The sequence below is a fragment of the uncultured Roseobacter sp. genome (assembly GCF_947488185.1).
Lineage (GTDB): Bacteria > Pseudomonadota > Alphaproteobacteria > Rhodobacterales > Rhodobacteraceae > Roseobacter.
Genome location: NZ_CANKYM010000001.1, coordinates 1,172,501 through 1,190,095, shown reverse-complemented (window position 1 = coordinate 1,190,095; position 17,595 = coordinate 1,172,501). Strand labels below are relative to the sequence as shown.

12 protein-coding genes, 1 tRNA gene, 2 rRNA genes and 1 pseudogene (1 of these 16 running past the window's edge) are annotated in these 17,595 nt (G+C 55.8%); 11 read left to right on the top strand and 5 right to left on the bottom strand.

What is annotated here, in order from left to right:
* Positions 1-180: 180 nt before the first annotated feature.
* Positions 181-1,107 (top strand): DMT family transporter, encoded by a 927-nt coding sequence (locus Q1A52_RS05925; protein WP_300012102.1) that lies wholly within the window; start codon positions 181-183, stop codon positions 1,105-1,107.
* A gap of 138 nt (positions 1,108-1,245) precedes the next feature.
* On the opposite strand, the gene Q1A52_RS05920 is transcribed toward Q1A52_RS05925, so the two are convergent.
* Entirely contained in the window at positions 1,246-1,548 is a 303-nt protein-coding gene (locus Q1A52_RS05920; protein ID WP_300012099.1) for a GNAT family N-acetyltransferase, read from the bottom strand.
* Between the two features lie 445 nt (positions 1,549-1,993).
* Between Q1A52_RS05920 and Q1A52_RS05915 the strand changes: the two genes are divergently transcribed.
* Genes Q1A52_RS05915 through Q1A52_RS05900 form a run of 4 tightly spaced genes read left to right on the top strand, consistent with a single transcriptional unit; the run spans position 1,994 to position 5,269 of the window.
* Entirely contained in the window at positions 1,994-2,551 is a 558-nt protein-coding gene (locus Q1A52_RS05915) for a TetR/AcrR family transcriptional regulator (protein ID WP_300012096.1), read from the top strand.
* Positions 2,548-3,402, top strand: coding sequence for a sterol desaturase family protein (locus tag Q1A52_RS05910; protein ID WP_300012093.1), 855 nt, complete (start codon positions 2,548-2,550; stop codon positions 3,400-3,402). The genes Q1A52_RS05915 and Q1A52_RS05910 overlap by 4 nt, the downstream gene beginning before the upstream one ends.
* Before the next feature lie 9 nt (positions 3,403-3,411).
* Positions 3,412-4,638 (top strand): FAD-dependent oxidoreductase, encoded by a 1,227-nt coding sequence (locus tag Q1A52_RS05905; RefSeq protein WP_300012091.1) that lies wholly within the window; start codon positions 3,412-3,414, stop codon positions 4,636-4,638.
* A 19-nt stretch (positions 4,639-4,657) separates the two neighbouring features.
* Positions 4,658-5,269, top strand: coding sequence for a hypothetical protein (locus Q1A52_RS05900; RefSeq protein WP_300012088.1), 612 nt, complete (start codon positions 4,658-4,660; stop codon positions 5,267-5,269).
* Positions 5,270-5,283: 14 nt separating this feature from the next.
* Here the strand turns inward: Q1A52_RS05900 and Q1A52_RS05895 are convergent.
* Together Q1A52_RS05895 and Q1A52_RS05890 are read right to left on the bottom strand one after the other, a co-directional pair.
* Positions 5,284-5,360, bottom strand: a tRNA-Met gene (locus tag Q1A52_RS05895).
* A gap of 98 nt (positions 5,361-5,458) precedes the next feature.
* Positions 5,459-6,242 (bottom strand): annotated as a pseudogene (locus Q1A52_RS05890) (transposase); the annotation flags it as partial.
* 1,400 nt (positions 6,243-7,642) lie between these two features.
* On the opposite strand from Q1A52_RS05890, the gene Q1A52_RS05885 reads away from it, so the two are divergent.
* From Q1A52_RS05885 to Q1A52_RS05860, 6 genes are read left to right on the top strand one after another with little or no spacing between them, the layout of a single operon-like run.
* Positions 7,643-9,745, top strand: coding sequence for a hydantoinase/oxoprolinase family protein (locus Q1A52_RS05885; RefSeq protein ID WP_300012085.1), 2,103 nt, complete (start codon positions 7,643-7,645; stop codon positions 9,743-9,745).
* A complete protein-coding gene (locus Q1A52_RS05880) occupies positions 9,738-11,387 on the top strand; it encodes a hydantoinase B/oxoprolinase family protein (protein WP_300012082.1) in 1,650 nt (549 codons plus the stop codon). Before Q1A52_RS05885 ends, Q1A52_RS05880 begins: the two co-directional genes overlap by 8 nt.
* The gene (locus tag Q1A52_RS05875; protein ID WP_300012079.1) at positions 11,384-12,466 is read left to right on the top strand and encodes a histidinol-phosphate transaminase; all 1,083 of its coding nucleotides are present in this window, start codon (positions 11,384-11,386) and stop codon (positions 12,464-12,466) included. The genes Q1A52_RS05880 and Q1A52_RS05875 overlap by 4 nt, the downstream gene beginning before the upstream one ends.
* Positions 12,463-13,206: an Asp/Glu racemase gene (locus Q1A52_RS05870; RefSeq protein ID WP_300012076.1), complete on the top strand. Its 744-nt coding sequence runs from the start codon at positions 12,463-12,465 to the stop codon at positions 13,204-13,206. Before Q1A52_RS05875 ends, Q1A52_RS05870 begins: the two co-directional genes overlap by 4 nt.
* On the top strand, positions 13,203-14,549 hold the full coding sequence (locus tag Q1A52_RS05865) for an MmgE/PrpD family protein (protein ID WP_300012073.1): 1,347 nt from the start codon (positions 13,203-13,205) through the stop codon (positions 14,547-14,549). Before Q1A52_RS05870 ends, Q1A52_RS05865 begins: the two co-directional genes overlap by 4 nt.
* Positions 14,542-15,510 carry a D-2-hydroxyacid dehydrogenase gene (locus Q1A52_RS05860; protein WP_300012070.1) on the top strand — a complete coding sequence of 323 codons (969 nt, stop codon included), beginning with the start codon at positions 14,542-14,544 and terminating at the stop codon, positions 15,508-15,510. Before Q1A52_RS05865 ends, Q1A52_RS05860 begins: the two co-directional genes overlap by 8 nt.
* Positions 15,511-15,789: 279 nt before the next feature.
* On the opposite strand, the gene rrf is transcribed toward Q1A52_RS05860, so the two are convergent.
* A 5S ribosomal RNA gene (gene rrf / locus Q1A52_RS05855) occupies positions 15,790-15,904 on the bottom strand.
* An 87-nt stretch (positions 15,905-15,991) separates the two neighbouring features.
* A 23S ribosomal RNA gene (locus Q1A52_RS05850) occupies positions 15,992-17,595 on the bottom strand; it runs 1,770 nt beyond the window's last position.

Below are 17,595 nucleotides of genomic sequence, written 5' to 3'. Positions count from 1 at the left end.
ACTGCTTCTGACAAACGCGCAAATCAGATCAAAAAGGACTTGCTATGCAGGAGCCATCCACACACGACATTCGCTGCAAGTATTCGGTTTCGACATTTGTCGAGGTCTGGACCACGGAACGAACGTGCCATTCGACAAGTATCGCGAGACACTATCCCAGGCGCATGCTAGCCCTATGTAATGACGACAACTTGCACTGAATCTCGGCCAGCTGTTCCACATACCGTCGCGACTATAGGAGTGCTTTTCGCATCAATCTGTTTTGGGTTGGTTCCTTACTTCAGCCGGGGACTGACTGAGCAGGGCGTTGCGCCATATACTGTTGCATTCTATCGCTACATTGTCGCGGCAGTTGTGCTATGCCCTGTCCTCCTTGCGAACCGAAAAGCGTGGCGACAGATCGCGTGGGGCCTTTCCGCCGGGGCAGTTATGGGACTTGGGTGGACAGGATATGTAACGGCGTTAGAGACGCTACCTGCGTCCACCGTCGGTGTGCTCTACATGACGTATCCGGTGTTCACCCTTGTCATTGCCTGGGCCTTGTTTGCCGATGCCCCGACACGGCGCGCCTCAATAGCCTCTGGCCTGATCGTGCTGGCCGCACTCATCGCGGGATCACCAGCCTCTGTCCCCATTGAGCACATTCCGCTTTTGGTGATGTCACTCGCAGCTCCGTTCGGTTTCGGTTTCGGGATTTGCGTACTGGTGTATAAACTGTCCCAGATCGCCCCACTCGCAAGAATCGCCTCGGTTTCTTTGGGGTCTGTTCTTGGTCTTGCGCCGCTTGTTCTGAGTTCTGAAGTTGCCGAATTGCTCCCCAGGGATCGGACTGATTGGCTGTTAATCGTCGGAATTGGCCTGGTCACAGCGCTTGTCCCACAACTCATTTACACCGTCTGCTCGCCCGTGATTGGTGCATCCCAGACTGCTGTTGTCGGCAGCGTGGAATTGCCCACCATGTTTGCGGTTGGATTTCTTGCATTCGGCGAGGCGATCACAGCGCCCCAGGCTATCGCCTGCGCTTTGGTGCTTGGCGCGGTTGCCATAACGAAAAGTCGAAAAACGCGCACCGTTTCGACCGTTCTCGCCAAGAGTCCAAAGCAGTGACTCTGGGATCACTGCTGACCTGGGGGCAGCGCAACATCCGGTCCTCGCCGCAAAGACGGCTGCCACTGGCGGCCCTAACCAGCCATTGACCGTCCCATCCAGCACTGCGGTGCAGCTTCCGCGAAGCGGACCTTTAGCTCATCGTTTTCGCATCAGTTCAAAGGGGCCTTCATCGTGCATTTGGATTTCTGAGTAATCATAACCAAGAGCGGTGTAGAAATTCTGCACGGTAAGCGCGGAGTGAAGCATGATTTCCGAAAGTGCATTTTCTTGCGCTACCTCTTCCATACATTCAACAAGCATCTTGCCGATGCCTTGTTTCTGATAGTTGGGATCTACAAACAGGGAGCGCAGATATTCACGTTTCAGTCCAATAGTACCGACAAGGTTGGCACCTAAAACGCAAAGGAATATGAGCTCATCTCGAATTCTCTCAACCACTTATTCAGGTTCAAAAATAGCGCGTAGCACGTTAATTGACTGTTGATCATAGTCTTCGGAATTTGATGTGCGAATAGTTCGTTTTATCAGGCTGCTGAGCATAGCCGCGTCGGTAAGGGTTGCTTTGCGAAATTGAAGCAGGTTCATCTTTGCTATATCTTGCCTAATTTGGGCGTATGTTGCACCTGCCGCGCGCAGTGTCCCGCGTCAAAGGCAGATGGACAAGTTTGATACGCGCCAATGGCCCTAAGCGGACCTTGAAGACGCTACTTAAATTCTGCGTTTGCAATTCACCTTGCTGTCGTTGACTGCGTCTTTAGCCTGCATTGGACAAGCGAAATAGTTTGCCGCTTTGGTTCCTCTCTTTTTGCCTTTCTCCTTCCGATAAACAGATAAATCCATGGAAGGTCTTGCATAGATGTCTCACATGAGACATCCATGTCTCATGAACCAAATTAGACCGACAACTCGAGACGCGATCATCGAAGCCGCCTTCGAGGTTTTCTCAGAGAACCAAGCGGCTTCGCTTAGCGACGTCGCACAGCGTGCTGGTGTAGGTCGCGCGACGCTGCATCGGCACTTTCCTGGCAGACCCGAACTGATGCGCGCGTTGGCCAAGATTGCGATGGCAGAACTCGACAACGCCGTCGAAGAGGCGACAGCCGACGCATCGAGCTACGCAGAGGGCTTTCGCCTTTCTCTGGTTGCAATTGTACCGCTGGCGAACCGGCAATGGTTTCTGGCCAACGAAGGGCTGGAAGCCGACCCTGAGATTGCCGCCGCTTATGACGCGGGCCTCGAAGAGCTTCGGCGTGATGTCGATGAAGCAAAGAAGGAAGGCGCCTTCGACCCGAATGTGCCGACAGCATGGATCGTCCAAGCCTATGAAAACCTCACCTATGCGGCTTGGTCCCTTGTCCGATCAGGCGAAGCGACACCGAAACAAGCAGCGGAGTTGGCCTGGCGAACGCTGTCGCAAGGATTGAAAGGAAGCACCCAATGAACCTGGAAAACCTGACGATTCAGATCGATGATGCGTTCTTCCTCATCGGTGTCGCGATCCTTCTGATCGAGATTGCCGAGATGGTGTTTAAGGGCGAGTTCAAGGCAAAGACATTTGGTGAAATGCTGACGAGTGCATCCACCCAGATCCCGTACCTATTGGTTGAAACCTTCATCTTGACCGGCGCCTACGGTCTCTACTGGATTATTGCCCAGGGGCTTCCTTGGACAATCCCGGTGACCTGGTGGAGCTTGCTCATCATCGTCCTGCTGGCGGACATCACCTATTATTGGGAACATCGCATTGCGCATGAGGTGCGCCTGCTTTGGACACAGCACGCTGTGCATCATTCGTCCCGAGACATGAACATCATCACGGGTGTCCGATTTGGTCCGCTTGAGGGCGTGTGGTCGCTCATCGCTCATGTTCCGCTGGCGTTCATAGGCTTTCCACCGGAGGCAATCATCTTTGGGGTGATCTCCGTACTGGCTTATCAGACATGGCTGCACACCGAGCTGATCGGTAAGTTGGGGCCGCTTGAAAATGTTCTGAACACCCCTTCGCACCACCGGGTCCATCACGGTTGCGATGATAAGTATCTCGACAAGAACTACGGTGGCATCCTGATTGTTTGGGATCGGATTTGGGGGACGTTTCAGGTTGAAGAAGAAACCCCGCGCTATGGCCTGAAGCGCGACTTCAACAGCCAGAACCCAATCAAGGTGTGGTTCTCGGAATGGCCCGATCTTCTCCGAGATGTTCGTCGCTCCAAAAGTGTGAGCGAAGCCATCTCCGTTCTCTTTCGCGCACCCGGTTGGTCGCAAAAGGAGCAACCAAAGACCGAAAGCTGAGGTTATCACGTGAATCGACGCTATTTCATTAATGCAGCAATGGGTGCTCTGGCCTCTGGCTTTACAACGCTGCCCAGCATAGCGCAGGGAACGCGCACCCCAAACGGCTATATCCGCACAAATTGGAGCCGCGATCCCTATAGCTTTGGTTCATATTCCTATTTGGCCAAAGGATCATGGCGCAGAGATCATGTGGCCATGGGGCGACCGGTTGGGAACCGGGTGTTTTTTGCGGGTGAAGCGACGCACCCATCATACAACAGCACCGTTCACGCGGCATACGAGTCCGGACTCATCGCTGCGGAAGCTGTTTTCAAATCCAGCGCTACCAGGATCGGAATCGTCGGCGCCGGCATGAGCGGTCTTGCGGCGGCGGATGCTTTGTCGAAACAAGGATATGAGGTCACGATCTGGGAGGCACGGGAACGGATCGGCGGGCGCATCTGGACGGATAGCAATCTAGGGACGCCACTCGACCTGGGCGCAAGTTGGATACATGGCAGTAACGGCAATCCATTGGCTCAACTGGCGCAAGATCGAGGCATCATAACCCAAGCAACAACTGATAGTTACATCATCCGTGGTGCTGATGGGCGCGCCATGCAAGACAGAGACGCTCCCCACTGGCTTGAGAACGTCCTCTCCGTCCAGCACAGCGCTGGTGCTGATAGCGACGAGATCAACACTTTGGCCTATTGGCGAGACACCGACTACGGCGGTGAAGATGTTGTCTTTCCAGGCGGCTATGCACAGCTATTCGATGCGTTTGCATCGGATCTGAACATTCAGTTCGCTCGCACTTTGACCAACGTCGATTTCCGAGAGGATGCGGTCCAGTTACAAGACGAAAGCGGGCAAGCTGATACATTCGACGCCGTCATTGTGACGGTTCCCTTGGGCGTCCTGAAAGAACGGAAGATAACCTTCACACCACCACTTCCGGAAGAAAAGCAGCAATCCATCGCGAATTTGGGCATGGGAGTCTTGGACAAGGTTTACCTGCGCTACGATGACGTCTTCTGGGATGCGGATGTTACTTGGATTGTCACACCGGAAAACGGCTTACCACAAGGTCAGTTTAACCAGTGGCTCAACCTCTATCCATACATAGGCAAGCCGGTGATTATGGCGTTCAATGGTGCGCAACCCGCACGGGAATTGGCTGAGCTACCTGACACCGAAATTGTCGAAAGAGCGCAGCAGACCTTAGATAGCGCTTACCTGATAGAACGGTGACAGGTGCCGCCGTTACACGATGATCTCCGCCGACCTCGTCGGTTGCACATCCGCCTTCAACAAGGGGACCGGTAGCAACCGAAAGAACATTCGTAGAGACCGGCTTGATGAGCGTGTCTTGAGCGCTAAGCGTCATCATCTGATGGAGCCAGCCTTCTTCAAGGAATTCTGTGACGAGTTCACCAGCGAGATGAACCGTCTCCGCATTGACAGTCGAGCCGCGATTGCAGCGGCTGAGGACGAGGTGAAACGCATCAATCGCGAACTGGACAGATTGGCCGTTCTCATTCTGAAGGGAGGTGCTGCAGATCGCATCGATGAAATGATGGTAGGTATCGAACAGCAGAAGAAGGAGTTGGAGGTCACCTTGGCCGAAGCAGTGGAACCATCGCCGCTGCTACATCCGGAGATTGCAGGGTACTACCGTGCTCAAGTGACGAAGCTCCACACCTATTTGCAGGACGAAGCCGAGGCGAATAGACTGGAGGCGACCGAGATACTGCGATCCTTGATCGACAAGATCATCTTGACGCCCACGGACAACGAAATGCTGATCGATGTGAGGGGCGATCTTGCTGGGATCCTTGCGGTTTCCCTTAAACGCAAAAAACCAACCACAGGGGCTGGTTAATCACAATTTGAAATTGGTTGCGGGAGTAGGATTTGAACCTACGACCTTCAGGTTATGAGCCTGACGAGCTACCGGGCTGCTCCATCCCGCGACAATTTCCGTTCGCATGTATTATGTCCCCAAAGTAGGGAGTTCAAGCGAATTCAGGTGATTTTTCGCGGTTTTTTACTTGCTCTTCAAATAGAACAAGTATCCGCGCATCTCGGCAATGCGGTCCAGTTCATGGGCCATACGGTCGTCAGACAGGCACGTATCGGCAACAGCAGCAAGACACGCGCGGCTGAAGTCACCGATCACATTCAGAATGCGGAACCGGCGGCCACATGACAGGCTGTCTGGCACGAAGTCCAGCGACCATCGCTGGTTCGGCCCCTGCGGGATCGCCATGGGCTTTCTGGTGCCCACTGCACGCTTGCGACCGCCCCGCTTATGGACTGTTAATCCTTCTTCTCAGTAGATTCGGTACAGCGTCTTCCAATTCACTTGCCAGCCCTCGCGCTTCTGCAGAATATGCAGCCGTCGATATCCAAAACGCCGCGGCTCAGACGACAATGCCTTCAGCCTGCGGCGCAGTTCGGTATCCGTCGGTCGCTTGGATGTACGCCGATAGACACGCAGACCAATCCCAGCCACGGCACACGCGCGCATATTATTGTATCGCTTCTCAGTCATGGCCCAGGTCGCTCATTGCGTCGCGATCCGGGCCTCAAAAGTTTTTTCCTAGCATTTCCTTGAGCGTCGACACATCCATCACCTGCTCAGCCAGCAACTTCTTGAGTTTGGCATTCTCCGCCTCAAGGCTCTTAGGCTTTTTGACGTCAGGCACGTCTGTGCCGCCATATTTAGATCGCTATTTGCAAAACGTCGCATCGCTGACACCGTGCTTGCGGCACAACTCCTTTGCACCAAGCCCAGCCTGATGCCTATTTAACATCCCAATAATCTGTTCTGCGCTAAAACGGCTTCTCTTCATCGTCTGTCTCCTGGTTGGAGAACAGGCTAACCAAAAACGCCGGACTTTTCGGGCGAACAGGTCAATAGGCACGTACAAACACCTCAACCAATTGGATACGACGCCAAAGCGATTGAGCGCTTTGGCAACTATTTCATGGGGCCTACAGAAAAGAAAACAACAGCACGGTCTCGGAGGTTCACTTCAGCTTGTGCCGCATAATCTCGACCGGTTAGGGTACTTAATCAAGAGTTATCAAGTCTGTAGCCAAGAAGCGATACACTCTGAGTATCGTTCGGCGAGGGACCTGCGTACACCTTTAGCCCGGCGCTCTCCAGTATGGCCTGCATCCGCTCCGCGGTACAAGGCAGGCCGACCAATTCCTGCAGTCCATGTCCAAATGCCCGGCTCAGGATCCGGAAACCCAACTCAACCATTACTTCGGTGAGGCGTGCTTGGAATTCCGTCCGTAGTCGTGGACGGCATTCGTCCTTTTCAGTAGCTACTTGAGCGTTGACGTTCGGTAAAAGTACATCAAATTCAAATTCTCGCGGCGAAATCGAGCTATCAGAAGCGTTGGTCCTGCTATTGACACAGCAAAGAATACAAGCGCTGCGTGTTTTGAGTCCTTAAGCATTTCGGGCTCCTACATCGCCTTGATAGAACGTAGTTTGCCCACCACCCTCTGCAACTAGACTAGAGCTGGCCAAGAATTAAACCCATTCGCAAGATCAAACAGGGCGACGCGAGAAAACTGATCAAACTTAGGCGAAAAGCGTTCCAGTTGATACTTTGTCCTAAGAAGGTGAAATGATCTCCCTTTGTAGGGCGAGAATTGAATGCCAGAATCTTGTACCAATATGACCATTCTAAGAAGAGGCGCCAACCTCGGCAAATCCCGTGCCACTATAGTCGATCAAGTTTAATCTCTAAGTAAACATCAGCGTTATGCATAAAATCACTATAGGTAATAGGGCTTCTCACATTGCTAACCTATCGTTGATTTTCCGCAATGGGCTTGGTGCGTTTGATACATAAGGTCGGGAGAGTAACGAGGCAATGTTTTCAACCTTATGAATGTCGGCTAAGGGCCGGTGGCGCTGATCTCCCGACTACGCCTTGTAGATGGTGGGCAATCTTGTTCCTGAGGTCTCAAAGGTTTCAAAAGGCGACGATAGTACCGAACTAATTAGCTTTCCTCATTTGTGTTTGACACATAGGCTCTGCCGCGTGCAGGTTTCGTTCAAGGAAATGTATGGAACGCAGCACATGCTGGGACAATGCATCAGGATCATTTTGGGGCGGCGCGCAACTGGCTGTGATCTCGTTGTCTGACGTGACCTTGGCCCCTTGAGGCCTCACCAGGCACGTTTCGTGTCCGCGGATGCCGTCAGATTTCCTTCCGATATGGTCCCCTCTTTATGCTTACATCAAATGGGCTTCGCCTTGCCGTCGATATTGGCGGGACATTCACCGACACAGTTATGGTGGACGGTCAGGGTACTATCCTTGCCACGGCCAAGACGCCGACGACCCCGCCAAACCCGACCCTTGGGGCGCTTGCGGGGACGGAACGGGTGCTTGCCGATACCGGGGCAAACTGGTCAAAGATTCAAGGCTTTATTCACGGGACGACCTTGGCCACCAACGCGTTGATTGAAAGACGTGGCGCAGTTGTGGCGACGATCACGACAGCGGGGTTTCGCGACATCCTTGAGATCGCTTATGAGCGGCGGTTTAGCCAATACGATATCAATCTGGTTAAACCCGACTTGCTGGTCCCGTCTGCGCGTGCCTTCACGATTGCGGGTCGCATGACAGCCAGTGGGCACCAGATCGAAGCCTTAGATGAGGCGGCAGTTACCGCTTTGGCAAACGACCTGGAGGCCAGCGGTGCGAAGGCGGTCGCCATCTGTCTGATGCACGCCTATGCAAACCCCGCTCACGAATTGCGCTTACGGGCGCTTTTGCAAAGGGCCCTGCCGGATCTGGTAATTTCGCTGTCCCACGAGGTCAGCCCCGAAGCGCGTGAATTTGACCGGCTTTCGACCACCATCGCGAACGCCTACATACAGCCGTTGATGGCCCGCTATCTGGCGGATTTTCAAGCGCGGTTTTCTGAGAACGGGTTGACCTGTCCGATCCTGATGATGACCGCCGGCGGCGGTATGACGACAATAGAAACAGCCGCCCGTTTGCCGATCCGTTTGGTTGAAGGCGGCCCGGCGGGCGGGGCCATTCTGGCGGCGCGCATCGCCGCAGAAACCGCCGAAGCTGACGTGTTGAGCTTTGACATGGGCGGGACGACGGCCAAGCTGTGCCTGATTGATCAGTTTCGACCTCAAACCACCCGCAAGTTTGAGATTGCCCGCGCCGAGAGGTTCATCAAAGGGTCAGGCATGCCCGTCCGCATCCCCGTCATTGAGATGATCGAGATCGGCGCAGGTGGCGGCTCAATCGCGCATGTCGATCGGCTGGGTCGGTTGCTGATCGGGCCCGAAAGTGCTGGTGCTGAGCCCGGGCCTGCCGCCTTTGCCAAGGGTGGCACCTCCCCCACGGTGACAGACGCGGATGTGATGCAAGGGCTCATCGACCCTGATCTGTTTGCCGAAGGGCAACTGAAAATCGACACAGCCGCAGCCGAGCGTGCGCTGGTACAGCATGTCGGGGAACCAATGGACCTGAGCGGCGCCGAAGCAGCGCATGGCATCAGTGAGATCGTGGATGAGAATATGGCTGGAGCGGGTCGGATGCACGCAGTTGAATCGGGCAAGGATTTGGCTACTCGGTTGATGATTGCCTTTGGCGGCAACGGCCCGTTGCATGCCACCCGGGTTGCCAGACGTGCTCAGGTGGACCGCATCCTTATACCACGAGACCCGAGCGTCGGCTCTGCCGTGGGGTTTTTGTTTGCACCGGTGTCTTTTGAAATCATCCGGTCCCGCTACAGCACTCTCGACGCGCTAAATCTTGCAGATATCAACGCCTTTTTTGACGATATGTTGACGGAAGCGACAGGCGTGGTGCGGGCAGGTGTTCCAAAGGGGCCGCTAACAGAGCGCCGCGTGGGTTTCATGCGCTACCAAGGACAAGGTCACGAAGTTGAAATACCGCTGCCAGATCATGAACTGGATGCCAAGGATATCCCTGCTCTCACCCGCGCGTTTGAAAAGGAATACAGCCGCCAGTTCAGCCGAGCTGTGCCGGGCATGACAATCGAAATACTCAACTGGGCTGTTGAGGTGTCTTCTGAGCCGCTTGCTTTGCGACCCATTCCGGAGCCTTCAACTGAGCAGTCCGCAACGCCCATGAGACGCCGAAACATTCTTTGTGACGTCACCGGCAAATGGCGGAAGGCGGATATCTACTCCCGCGCCTCACTCCGCTCAGGCGATCACCTTGCAGGGCCTGCTTTGATCGTCGAGCCGCAAACCACCACATTTGTCAGCGCCGACTTTTCGGCGCGTGTGGATGGAGGCGGCAACATCTGGCTCAATCGCGAAACGGAGCATAGCGATGCGTAAACCAAACACCCGACTGCAGGTCATGTGGAACCGGCTTTTGGCCGTTGTTGAAGAGCAAGGCCAAGCCCTGATCCGCGCTGCGTTCAGTCCCATTGTGCGGGAGTGCGGTGACATATCCGCAGGCATTTTTGATCTGCAGGGGCGCATGTTGGCACAGGCCGTCACGGGCACACCAGGGCATATCAACACCATGGCCGAAGCCGTCAAAACCCTGCGCGACCGGTTTGAGGTAAAGGATATGAAGCCGGGCGACATCTTTCTGACCAATGACCCTTGGATTGCCTCAGGACATCTGAACGATTTCCTGTTGATGATGCCAGTTTTCCACAACGGAGCGGTTGTCGGCTTTACGTCCTGCACCTCGCATCTTGTCGATTTGGGGGGGCTGGGCATGGGGCCCGAGGGGGCGGACATTTACGACGAAGGCTTGTTGATACCACCCTGCAAATTGATGGATCAGGGTGCACTGAATGCGCTGTTGATGGAGATCATCAAGGCCAACTCCCGCGAGCCAATTGCAAATGAGGGCGACATTTACGCGCTGATCGCATGCTGTGAAACGGGAGCTGCGCGGCTTGCCGGGATGATGGACGAATTCGGTCTAAACGATCTGGACGCGCTGGCCGACTACATCATTGAGACATCCTACCAGGGTACGCTCGACGCCCTTGCTGAGCTGCCCAAAGGCACATGGAACAGTGTTCTGAAGGTCGATGGGTATGAAAAAGAAATCGACCTGCACGCCGCGCTTACACTTGCAGATGACCATGTGCTGCTTGATTTCAGCGGCACATCCGGACTGTCGAGAAAAGGCATCAACGTCCCGCTCAATTACGCCACCGCCTATGCGGTGTTTGCGCTGCGCTGCATCATCGGACCCGACATTCCCAACAATGCGGGTTCGCTTGCGCCGTTTCAGGTCACCGCCCCGACCGATTGCATCCTCAACGCGCAAGCGCCTGCACCCGTGGCGATGCGCCATACGCTGGGGCAAATGACGCCTGATCTTGTCTATGGCTGCCTATCGCAGGCCGTGCCGGACAAGGTACCCGCAGAGGGTGCGTCGTGCATGTATGACCTGCCGCTGCGCCACGTGGCTGAAACCGCCTTGAACGGTGGTGAGAAGTTCGCGCTGGAGCTTGTCTTTAGCGGCGGCACGGGCGCGCGGCCAGGTCTTGATGGGCTGTCTGCGACGGCCTTCCCGTCAGGCGTCTGGGGCTCTCAGATTGAAACCACAGAAGCTGTCGCACCGGTTCTGTTCACACGGCGCGAGCTGAAGCAAGACAGCGGTGGCCCCGGCAGCCACCGCGGGGGGCTTGGGCAGCACATCGAATTGCGCTCAGCGATCGATGAGGATTTCGTGGTGTTTCTGTCGGTGGAACGGGTGCTTAACCCCGCTAACGGCCGCCACGGCGGCATGGCGGGTGCGGCGGGGCGTATTCGGATCGGACATGACGGAGCCGACCTGCCCGGCAAAGGAGAGGTGCGGGTCAACGCGGGAAAGACATTGGTTTTTGAAACACCCGGTGGCGGTGGGTTTGGTCCGCCTCAGGACCGCAGCGATGCTGCCGTTCGACGTGACCTCGAGGACGGTTTGATCAGTAGCCAGGCCGCGCGTGACATCTATGGGGTTGATCCATGATCGCGCCAGTCTCTCATATCAAAGCGATGTCGCCCTACGCGCTGGCCGACCTGGCCGCGCCTGCCGGCTCGCGCCTGATCTCGCTGTCCCAAAACGAAAGCCTGCGCCCGCCCAGCCCGCATGTGATCAAAGCTGCGGCGCAGGCTATGGAAAACGCGCAGCTTTATCCTGATCCTGATTGGGGCGCACTGCGGTCCGCCCTGGCCGAACATCACGGTATTCCGGCAGGCGGAATACTGTGCGGCAACGGCTCAATGGAATTGATTGCAGGCCTTACACTGGCTTTTGCAGACCCGCAAAACGCGGTGTTGGCGCCCACACATGCCTATCCGTTTTTCCGGACCGCGGCGCAGCTGGCGCGGGCACGCTTTGACACCGCGCCGGAAACCAACGGCGGCGTGTCTGTTGACGCGCTGCTTGCCGCTGTCCGACCCGACACGCGCATCGTGTTTGTCGCCAATCCGGGCAACCCGACGGGGACACGGGTGTCGCGCAACGATCTGCTGCGTCTGCGCGATGGTCTGCGGGGTGATATCCTGTTGGTGATTGATGAGGCGTATGGTGAGTTTGCCGACCATTTGAACGAGCCGATGTTCGATCTGGTTGCGCGAGGTGATACCGTGGTGCTGCGGACTTTTTCCAAAGCCTATGGGCTTGCGGGCATGCGTGTGGGATGGGGGCTGTTCCCCGAACAGATCGCCGGGGCCGTGCGCAAGGTGATGAACCCGAACACTGTATCCGTTGCGGGCCAAGCCGCCGCCTGTGCGGCACTGAAGGATCACGATTACATGCGCGCGACCTGTCAGGCCACGTCCCAACAGCGGGACCGGCTGGTCATACAATTGCGCGGGGCTGGCCTTGAGGTAGCGGACAGCTTCACCAACTTTACCCTGATCCGCTTTGCCAGCGCAGACGCCGCAGCCAGTGTAGATGCAGGCCTGCGCGCGCAGGGCGTGTTCCTGCGCGCACAGGGCGGCGTCGGGCTGCCAGATTGCCTTAGGATCACGATCGGCTCGGAGGACGACATGAATTTTGCGGCATCCCTTTTGACGCGTTGGGCCGAGGAGGAGATGACATGACACAGTCGCGTGGGCGCGCCCGTTTTGGGATCTTGGTTCCCTTCACAAATACCAACCTTGAGCCGGACATGACCCTATTGCGGCCCGAAGGTGTATCGCTGCACTTTGCGCGCCTTGGTGGGTACGATGAGGATGAAATTCCGGATGCGGACCAGATGCATGGGTTGGGGGCCTCTGATCTGGGCGAACCGCTGCGCCTTTTGCAAGGTGTGAAGCCGGACGTGATCCTTTACGGCTGCACCTCAGCCACGCTCACCCATGGTCCTTCCTTTGATCGCGATCTGGCGCACCAGATCAAACAGGACAGTGGCGCAGAAACGGTGACAGCAGCGGGTGCCTTGGTGCATGCTTTGCAGAGCTTGGGTATCAAACGGATCGGTTTCGCCTCACCCTATGTGGCCGCGATCAACGATTTGGCCATCGCCTTTCTGTCGCAGGTTGGTATCAAGACCGTGGAGCGGTCAGAGGTTGCCACCGTGCTCGACAATTACGGACAGGGTGAACTGGATCCGCAAACCGTTTGTGATCTGGGACTTGCCGCTGATCACCCCGACGCGCACGCCATTGTGATGTCGTGCACGGATATGCGCAGCGTCGAATGCATAGCTAGGATCGAGGCCAAACTGGGCAAGCCGGTGATCACCTCAAATCAGGCGATGGTGTTTCAGGCGATGCACCTTGCCGGACTGCCCGACACCTTGCCGGGCTTCGGCCAATTGCTTGCGGGAGGCCGGCGATGACTTTTGACAAGATCGCAAATTTCGCCCTTGCGGATAGCGACATGCCGGACAGCGCGCTGGACATGGCGGCGACGCTGCTGATCGACACTGTCGGCGTCGCCGCCGGTGCTGCACATATGGAAGCAGGGCGCATCGCGCGCGATCATGCCTTTGCCTTTCACGGGGCCGGATCGCCGGCACATGCAGCGCATATGATGTTCGATGGGCGGCAAGCGTCCATTCCGGGTGCCGCCTTTGCGACCGCGACCCAAATTGATAACCTGGATGGCCATGACGGGCTGAACGCAACCAAGGGTCATATCGGCTGCGCCGTCGTGCCTGCGCTGTTTGCCTTTGCCGAAAGCCGTCCTGACTTGACAGGTCGAGATGCGCTCACGGCTTTGGTTATGTCCTATGAAGTTGCCGCCCGCGCAGCCTTTGCCTTGCACAGTTCAGTGTCTGATTACCACACATCCGGTGCATGGAACGCATTGGGTGTGGCTGCGTTGGGATGCCGCCTGCGCTGCGCGAACGCCGGGCAACTGCGCCACGCCTTGGGAATAGCAGAATACCATGGACCTCGCAGTCAGATGATGCGCGAAATTGCGAACCCGACCATGCTGCATGACGGCTCTGGCATGGGGGCATTGGTCGGGGCCATGGCAACGTTGATGGCAATGAACGGGTTCACCGGCGCACCTGCAATCACTGTTGAAGGCGAAGACGCATCGGCGCACTGGGCAGATCTGGGCGCGGTCTGGACCGTAGAAGAGAACTATATCAAACCCTATCCGGTCTGCCGTTGGGCCCATGCGGCACTTGATGGATTGTCTGCATTGATGGGGGAACATGGGTTTACGGCGCAGACGGTCGCATCCATTGAGGTCAATACCTTTGAGGAGGCTGCAGCGCTGTATGCGGGGCTGCCATCTACCACATCTCAGGCGCAGTATTCGTTGGCCTTTGCTTTGTCCGTTATGCTGGCACATGGCGCAATCGGTCCCGAACACATTGCTGGAACCGGGCTGGGAGACCGAAACATTGCCGACATCCTGCCGCGCATCTCCGTACGGGAAGAAGCGCGGCATTCGGTGCGCTTTCCCGCGGCGCGTTGGTCGGACGTCACGGTGACGCTGACGGACGGACGCCGGCTTGCCTCGGGCGATGTGCAGGCACGCGGTGGGCCCGAAGACCCGATGGAGCTGCACGAGATCCAGCGGAAGTTCGAGATCATCACCGCAAGACTCGGGCCCGAACGCACTGAAGCACTTTGGGCGATGCGGGATAAACTGCTGTCACCGGACGTGAAATTCGACGCGTTGGCAAAAATCGTTCTCGCGCCCGAGGAGGGACAATATGTCTGACACCCCGCGTATCATTTTGCACAACGACAGCACCGCCGATATGGAACAGCAACTGCTTGATCGCTTTCCAGACGCTGATTTTCGTGTGTGCAACAGTTATGACGCCCTGCCTTCGTTGATCGATGACTACCGCCCGCATGTCCTGTATTCCGTTCGGTTCGCAGACACGCCCGGCTTTCCGCGCGCAGCACTCTTTGGACCACAAGGGCCAGCATGGATCGCTGTTGGCGGTTCTGGAACTGATCATCTTGGGCAATGGGACATGGCCCGGACCACTGTCACCAATTCTGCAGGTGTAGCCGCCAATATGATGGCCGAATATGTGTTTGGCGGGTTTCTGCATTTCACCCTGAACGTGATGGGCCTGCAAAGGGACAAGGCTGCAAAAGCATGGAACGCCCGCAAAGTTGCGCCACTTTCGGGCAAGACACTACTCATTGCTGGTTTGGGTCACACCGGCAGGGCGATTGCAAAACGAGCCAAAGCGTTTGGCATGTACGTTCTTGGAACCCGAGCCAACCCCACAATGATGGAAAATGTCGACGAAGTTCACCCGGCGGATGACTTGGCGACCCTTTTGCCGCGCGCAGACTTTGTTGCAATCGCGACACCTCTGACACCGGAAACACGCGGCCTCATTGGGAGGCATGAAGTTGCTGCGCTCAAATCTGGTGTGGTTATTGCCGACGTTTCTCGCGGTGGGGTCGTCGATCAAAGCGCGCTTCTGGACGCACTAAAAGCAGGGCAGATCGCCGGAGCGGCATTGGACGTGTTCGAGGTGGAACCGCTGCCTGCTGATAACGAGCTATGGACGCTCGGCAATGTGATCATCTCTCCCCACTGCTCGTCTGTTTACGCTGGCTGGGAAAAGGCTTCTTTCAACCTGTTCCTGGATAACCTTGCAGGTTGGAAAGCAGGCGAAGACTTGGTCAACATCGTGAACCCGGCGCGGGGGTACTGACCAAACCACCCAAGTGGATATCTGCAGGACCGATTATTTTGGCGGTCCAAACATCATAAGTAGACGACCATTTGTCCTGCAAGTGTGATGCCGAACAATTCCAGCTAGGTCATATATTGCTAAAGTCTGGTGGCACTCTGTGTTCGTGAAACAGGCTCTCTAACAAGAGAATTGCGCCACAGGATATTATCAGAGGCACGACATGAGCCGTCTTCAGAAATGGACTTAAGCTTTTGGGAGATCATCGAAAGAGAGATACGGAAACAGAGGTTTTACTAGGTTTGGCGGTGACTTACTCTCCCACGTCTTAAGACGCAGTACCATCAGCGCTACGGCACTTAACGGCTGGGTTCGGGATGGGACCAGGTGTTTTGCTCGTGCTATGACCACCAAACCATGAAAAACCTCTGTCGTCCAAGTCAGCACTCTAATGTGCTGTGTATGCTTTTGATTATCCTAGAAAATCTCTCTTCTACTGGATCAAATCAAGCCTATCGGGCAATTAGTACCAGTCAACTGAACACATTGCTGTGCTTACATCTCTGGCCTATCGACGAGGTGGTCTACCTCGGCCCTCAGGGATACCTTGTTTTGAGGGGGGCTTCCCGCTTAGATGCCTTCAGCGGTTATCCTTTCCGATCATAGCTACCCTGCACTGCTGCTGGCGCAACAACAGGTCCACCAGTGGATCGTTCACCCCGGTCCTCTCGTACTAGGGGCAACTCCTCTCAAGTATCCTACACCCACGGAAGATAGGGACCGAACTGTCTCACGACGTTCTAAACCCAGCTCACGTACCTCTTTAAACGGCGAACAGCCGTACCCTTGGGACCTGCTCCAGCCCCAGGATGAGATGAGCCGACATCGAGGTGCCAAACACTGCCGTCGATATGGACTCTTGGGCAGTATCAGCCTGTTATCCCCGGCGTACCTTTTATCCGTTGAGCGATGGCCCTTCCACTCGGGACCACCGGATCACTATGGCCGTCTTTCGACTCTGCTCGACTTGTCAGTCTCGCAGTCAGGCTGGCTTCTGCCATTGCACTCAACGAGCGATTTCCGACCGCTCTGAGCCAACCTTCGCGCGCCTCCGTTACGCTTTAGGAGGCGACCGCCCCAGTCAAACTACCCACCACACAGGGTCCCGGATCCGGATAACGGACCGCGGTTAGACATCAAGCAGAACAAGGGTGGTATCTCAAGGGTGGCTCCACGCAAACTGGCGTTCACGCTTCAAAGCCCACCACCTATCCTGCACATGTTCGGCCTAATGCCAGTGTGAAGTTGTAGTAAAGGTGCACGGGGTCTTTCCGTCTAACCGCGGGAAACCTGCATCTTGACAGGTAATTCAATTTCGCTGAGTCTATGTTGGAGACAGCGGGGAAGTCGTTACGCCATTCGTGCAGGTCGGAACTTACCCGACAAGGAATTTCGCTACCTTAGGACCGTTATAGTTACGGCCGCCGTTTACCTGGGCTTCAATTCAAGGCTCTCACCTCTCCTTTTAACCTTCAGGCACCGGGCAGGCGTCAGACCCTATACGTCGTCTTGCGACTTCGCAGAGCCCTGTGTTTTTAATAAACAGTCGCCACCCCCTGGTTTGTGCCCCCAGCCAATACTTGCGTAGAAACTGGGCCTCCTTCTCGCGAACTTACGGAGGTATTTTGCCGAGTTCCTTCAACATAGTTCTCTCAAGCGCCTTGGTATTCTCTACCAGTCCACCTGTGTCGGTTTAGGGTACGATCTAGCGATGGAGCTATTTCCAGGAACCTCTAAGCAGCCCATTCAATCCAATAAGGATGAACTACCCTCGAGATCCGTCACTTCCATCTGGCCCAGGAATATTAACCTGGTTCCCATCGACTACGCCTTTCGGCCTCGCCTTAGGGGTCGGCTTACCCTGCTCAGATTAGCTTTAAGCAGGAACCCTTGGACTTTCGGCGACAGTGTCTCTCACACTGTTTGTCGCTACTCATGTCATCATTCTCACTAGTGATCTCTCCACCGGATCGCTCACGCGCCGGCTTCACAGAAAACTCCGCGTGTCCAATATCCCCGAAGGGAATAAGGACACATGGAATTATG

Bases quoted from the DNA above. Each gene is read 5' to 3' on its own strand.
- Q1A52_RS05875 (WP_300012079.1), top strand. From the start codon at position 11,384: ATGATCGCGCCAGTCTCTCATATCAAAGCGATGTCGCCCTACGCGCTG.
- Q1A52_RS05885 (WP_300012085.1), top strand. From the start codon at position 7,643: ATGCTTACATCAAATGGGCTTCGCCTTGCCGTCGATATTGGCGGGACA.
- Q1A52_RS05880 (WP_300012082.1), top strand. From the start codon at position 9,738: ATGCGTAAACCAAACACCCGACTGCAGGTCATGTGGAACCGGCTTTTG.
- Q1A52_RS05860 (WP_300012070.1), top strand. From the start codon at position 14,542: ATGTCTGACACCCCGCGTATCATTTTGCACAACGACAGCACCGCCGAT.
- Q1A52_RS05870 (WP_300012076.1), top strand. From the start codon at position 12,463: ATGACACAGTCGCGTGGGCGCGCCCGTTTTGGGATCTTGGTTCCCTTC.
- Q1A52_RS05865 (WP_300012073.1), top strand. From the start codon at position 13,203: ATGACTTTTGACAAGATCGCAAATTTCGCCCTTGCGGATAGCGACATG.
- Q1A52_RS05910 (WP_300012093.1), top strand. From the start codon at position 2,548: ATGAACCTGGAAAACCTGACGATTCAGATCGATGATGCGTTCTTCCTC.
- Q1A52_RS05915 (WP_300012096.1), top strand. From the start codon at position 1,994: ATGAACCAAATTAGACCGACAACTCGAGACGCGATCATCGAAGCCGCC.
- Q1A52_RS05925 (WP_300012102.1), top strand. From the start codon at position 181: ATGACGACAACTTGCACTGAATCTCGGCCAGCTGTTCCACATACCGTC.
- Q1A52_RS05900 (WP_300012088.1), top strand. From the start codon at position 4,658: ATGATCTCCGCCGACCTCGTCGGTTGCACATCCGCCTTCAACAAGGGG.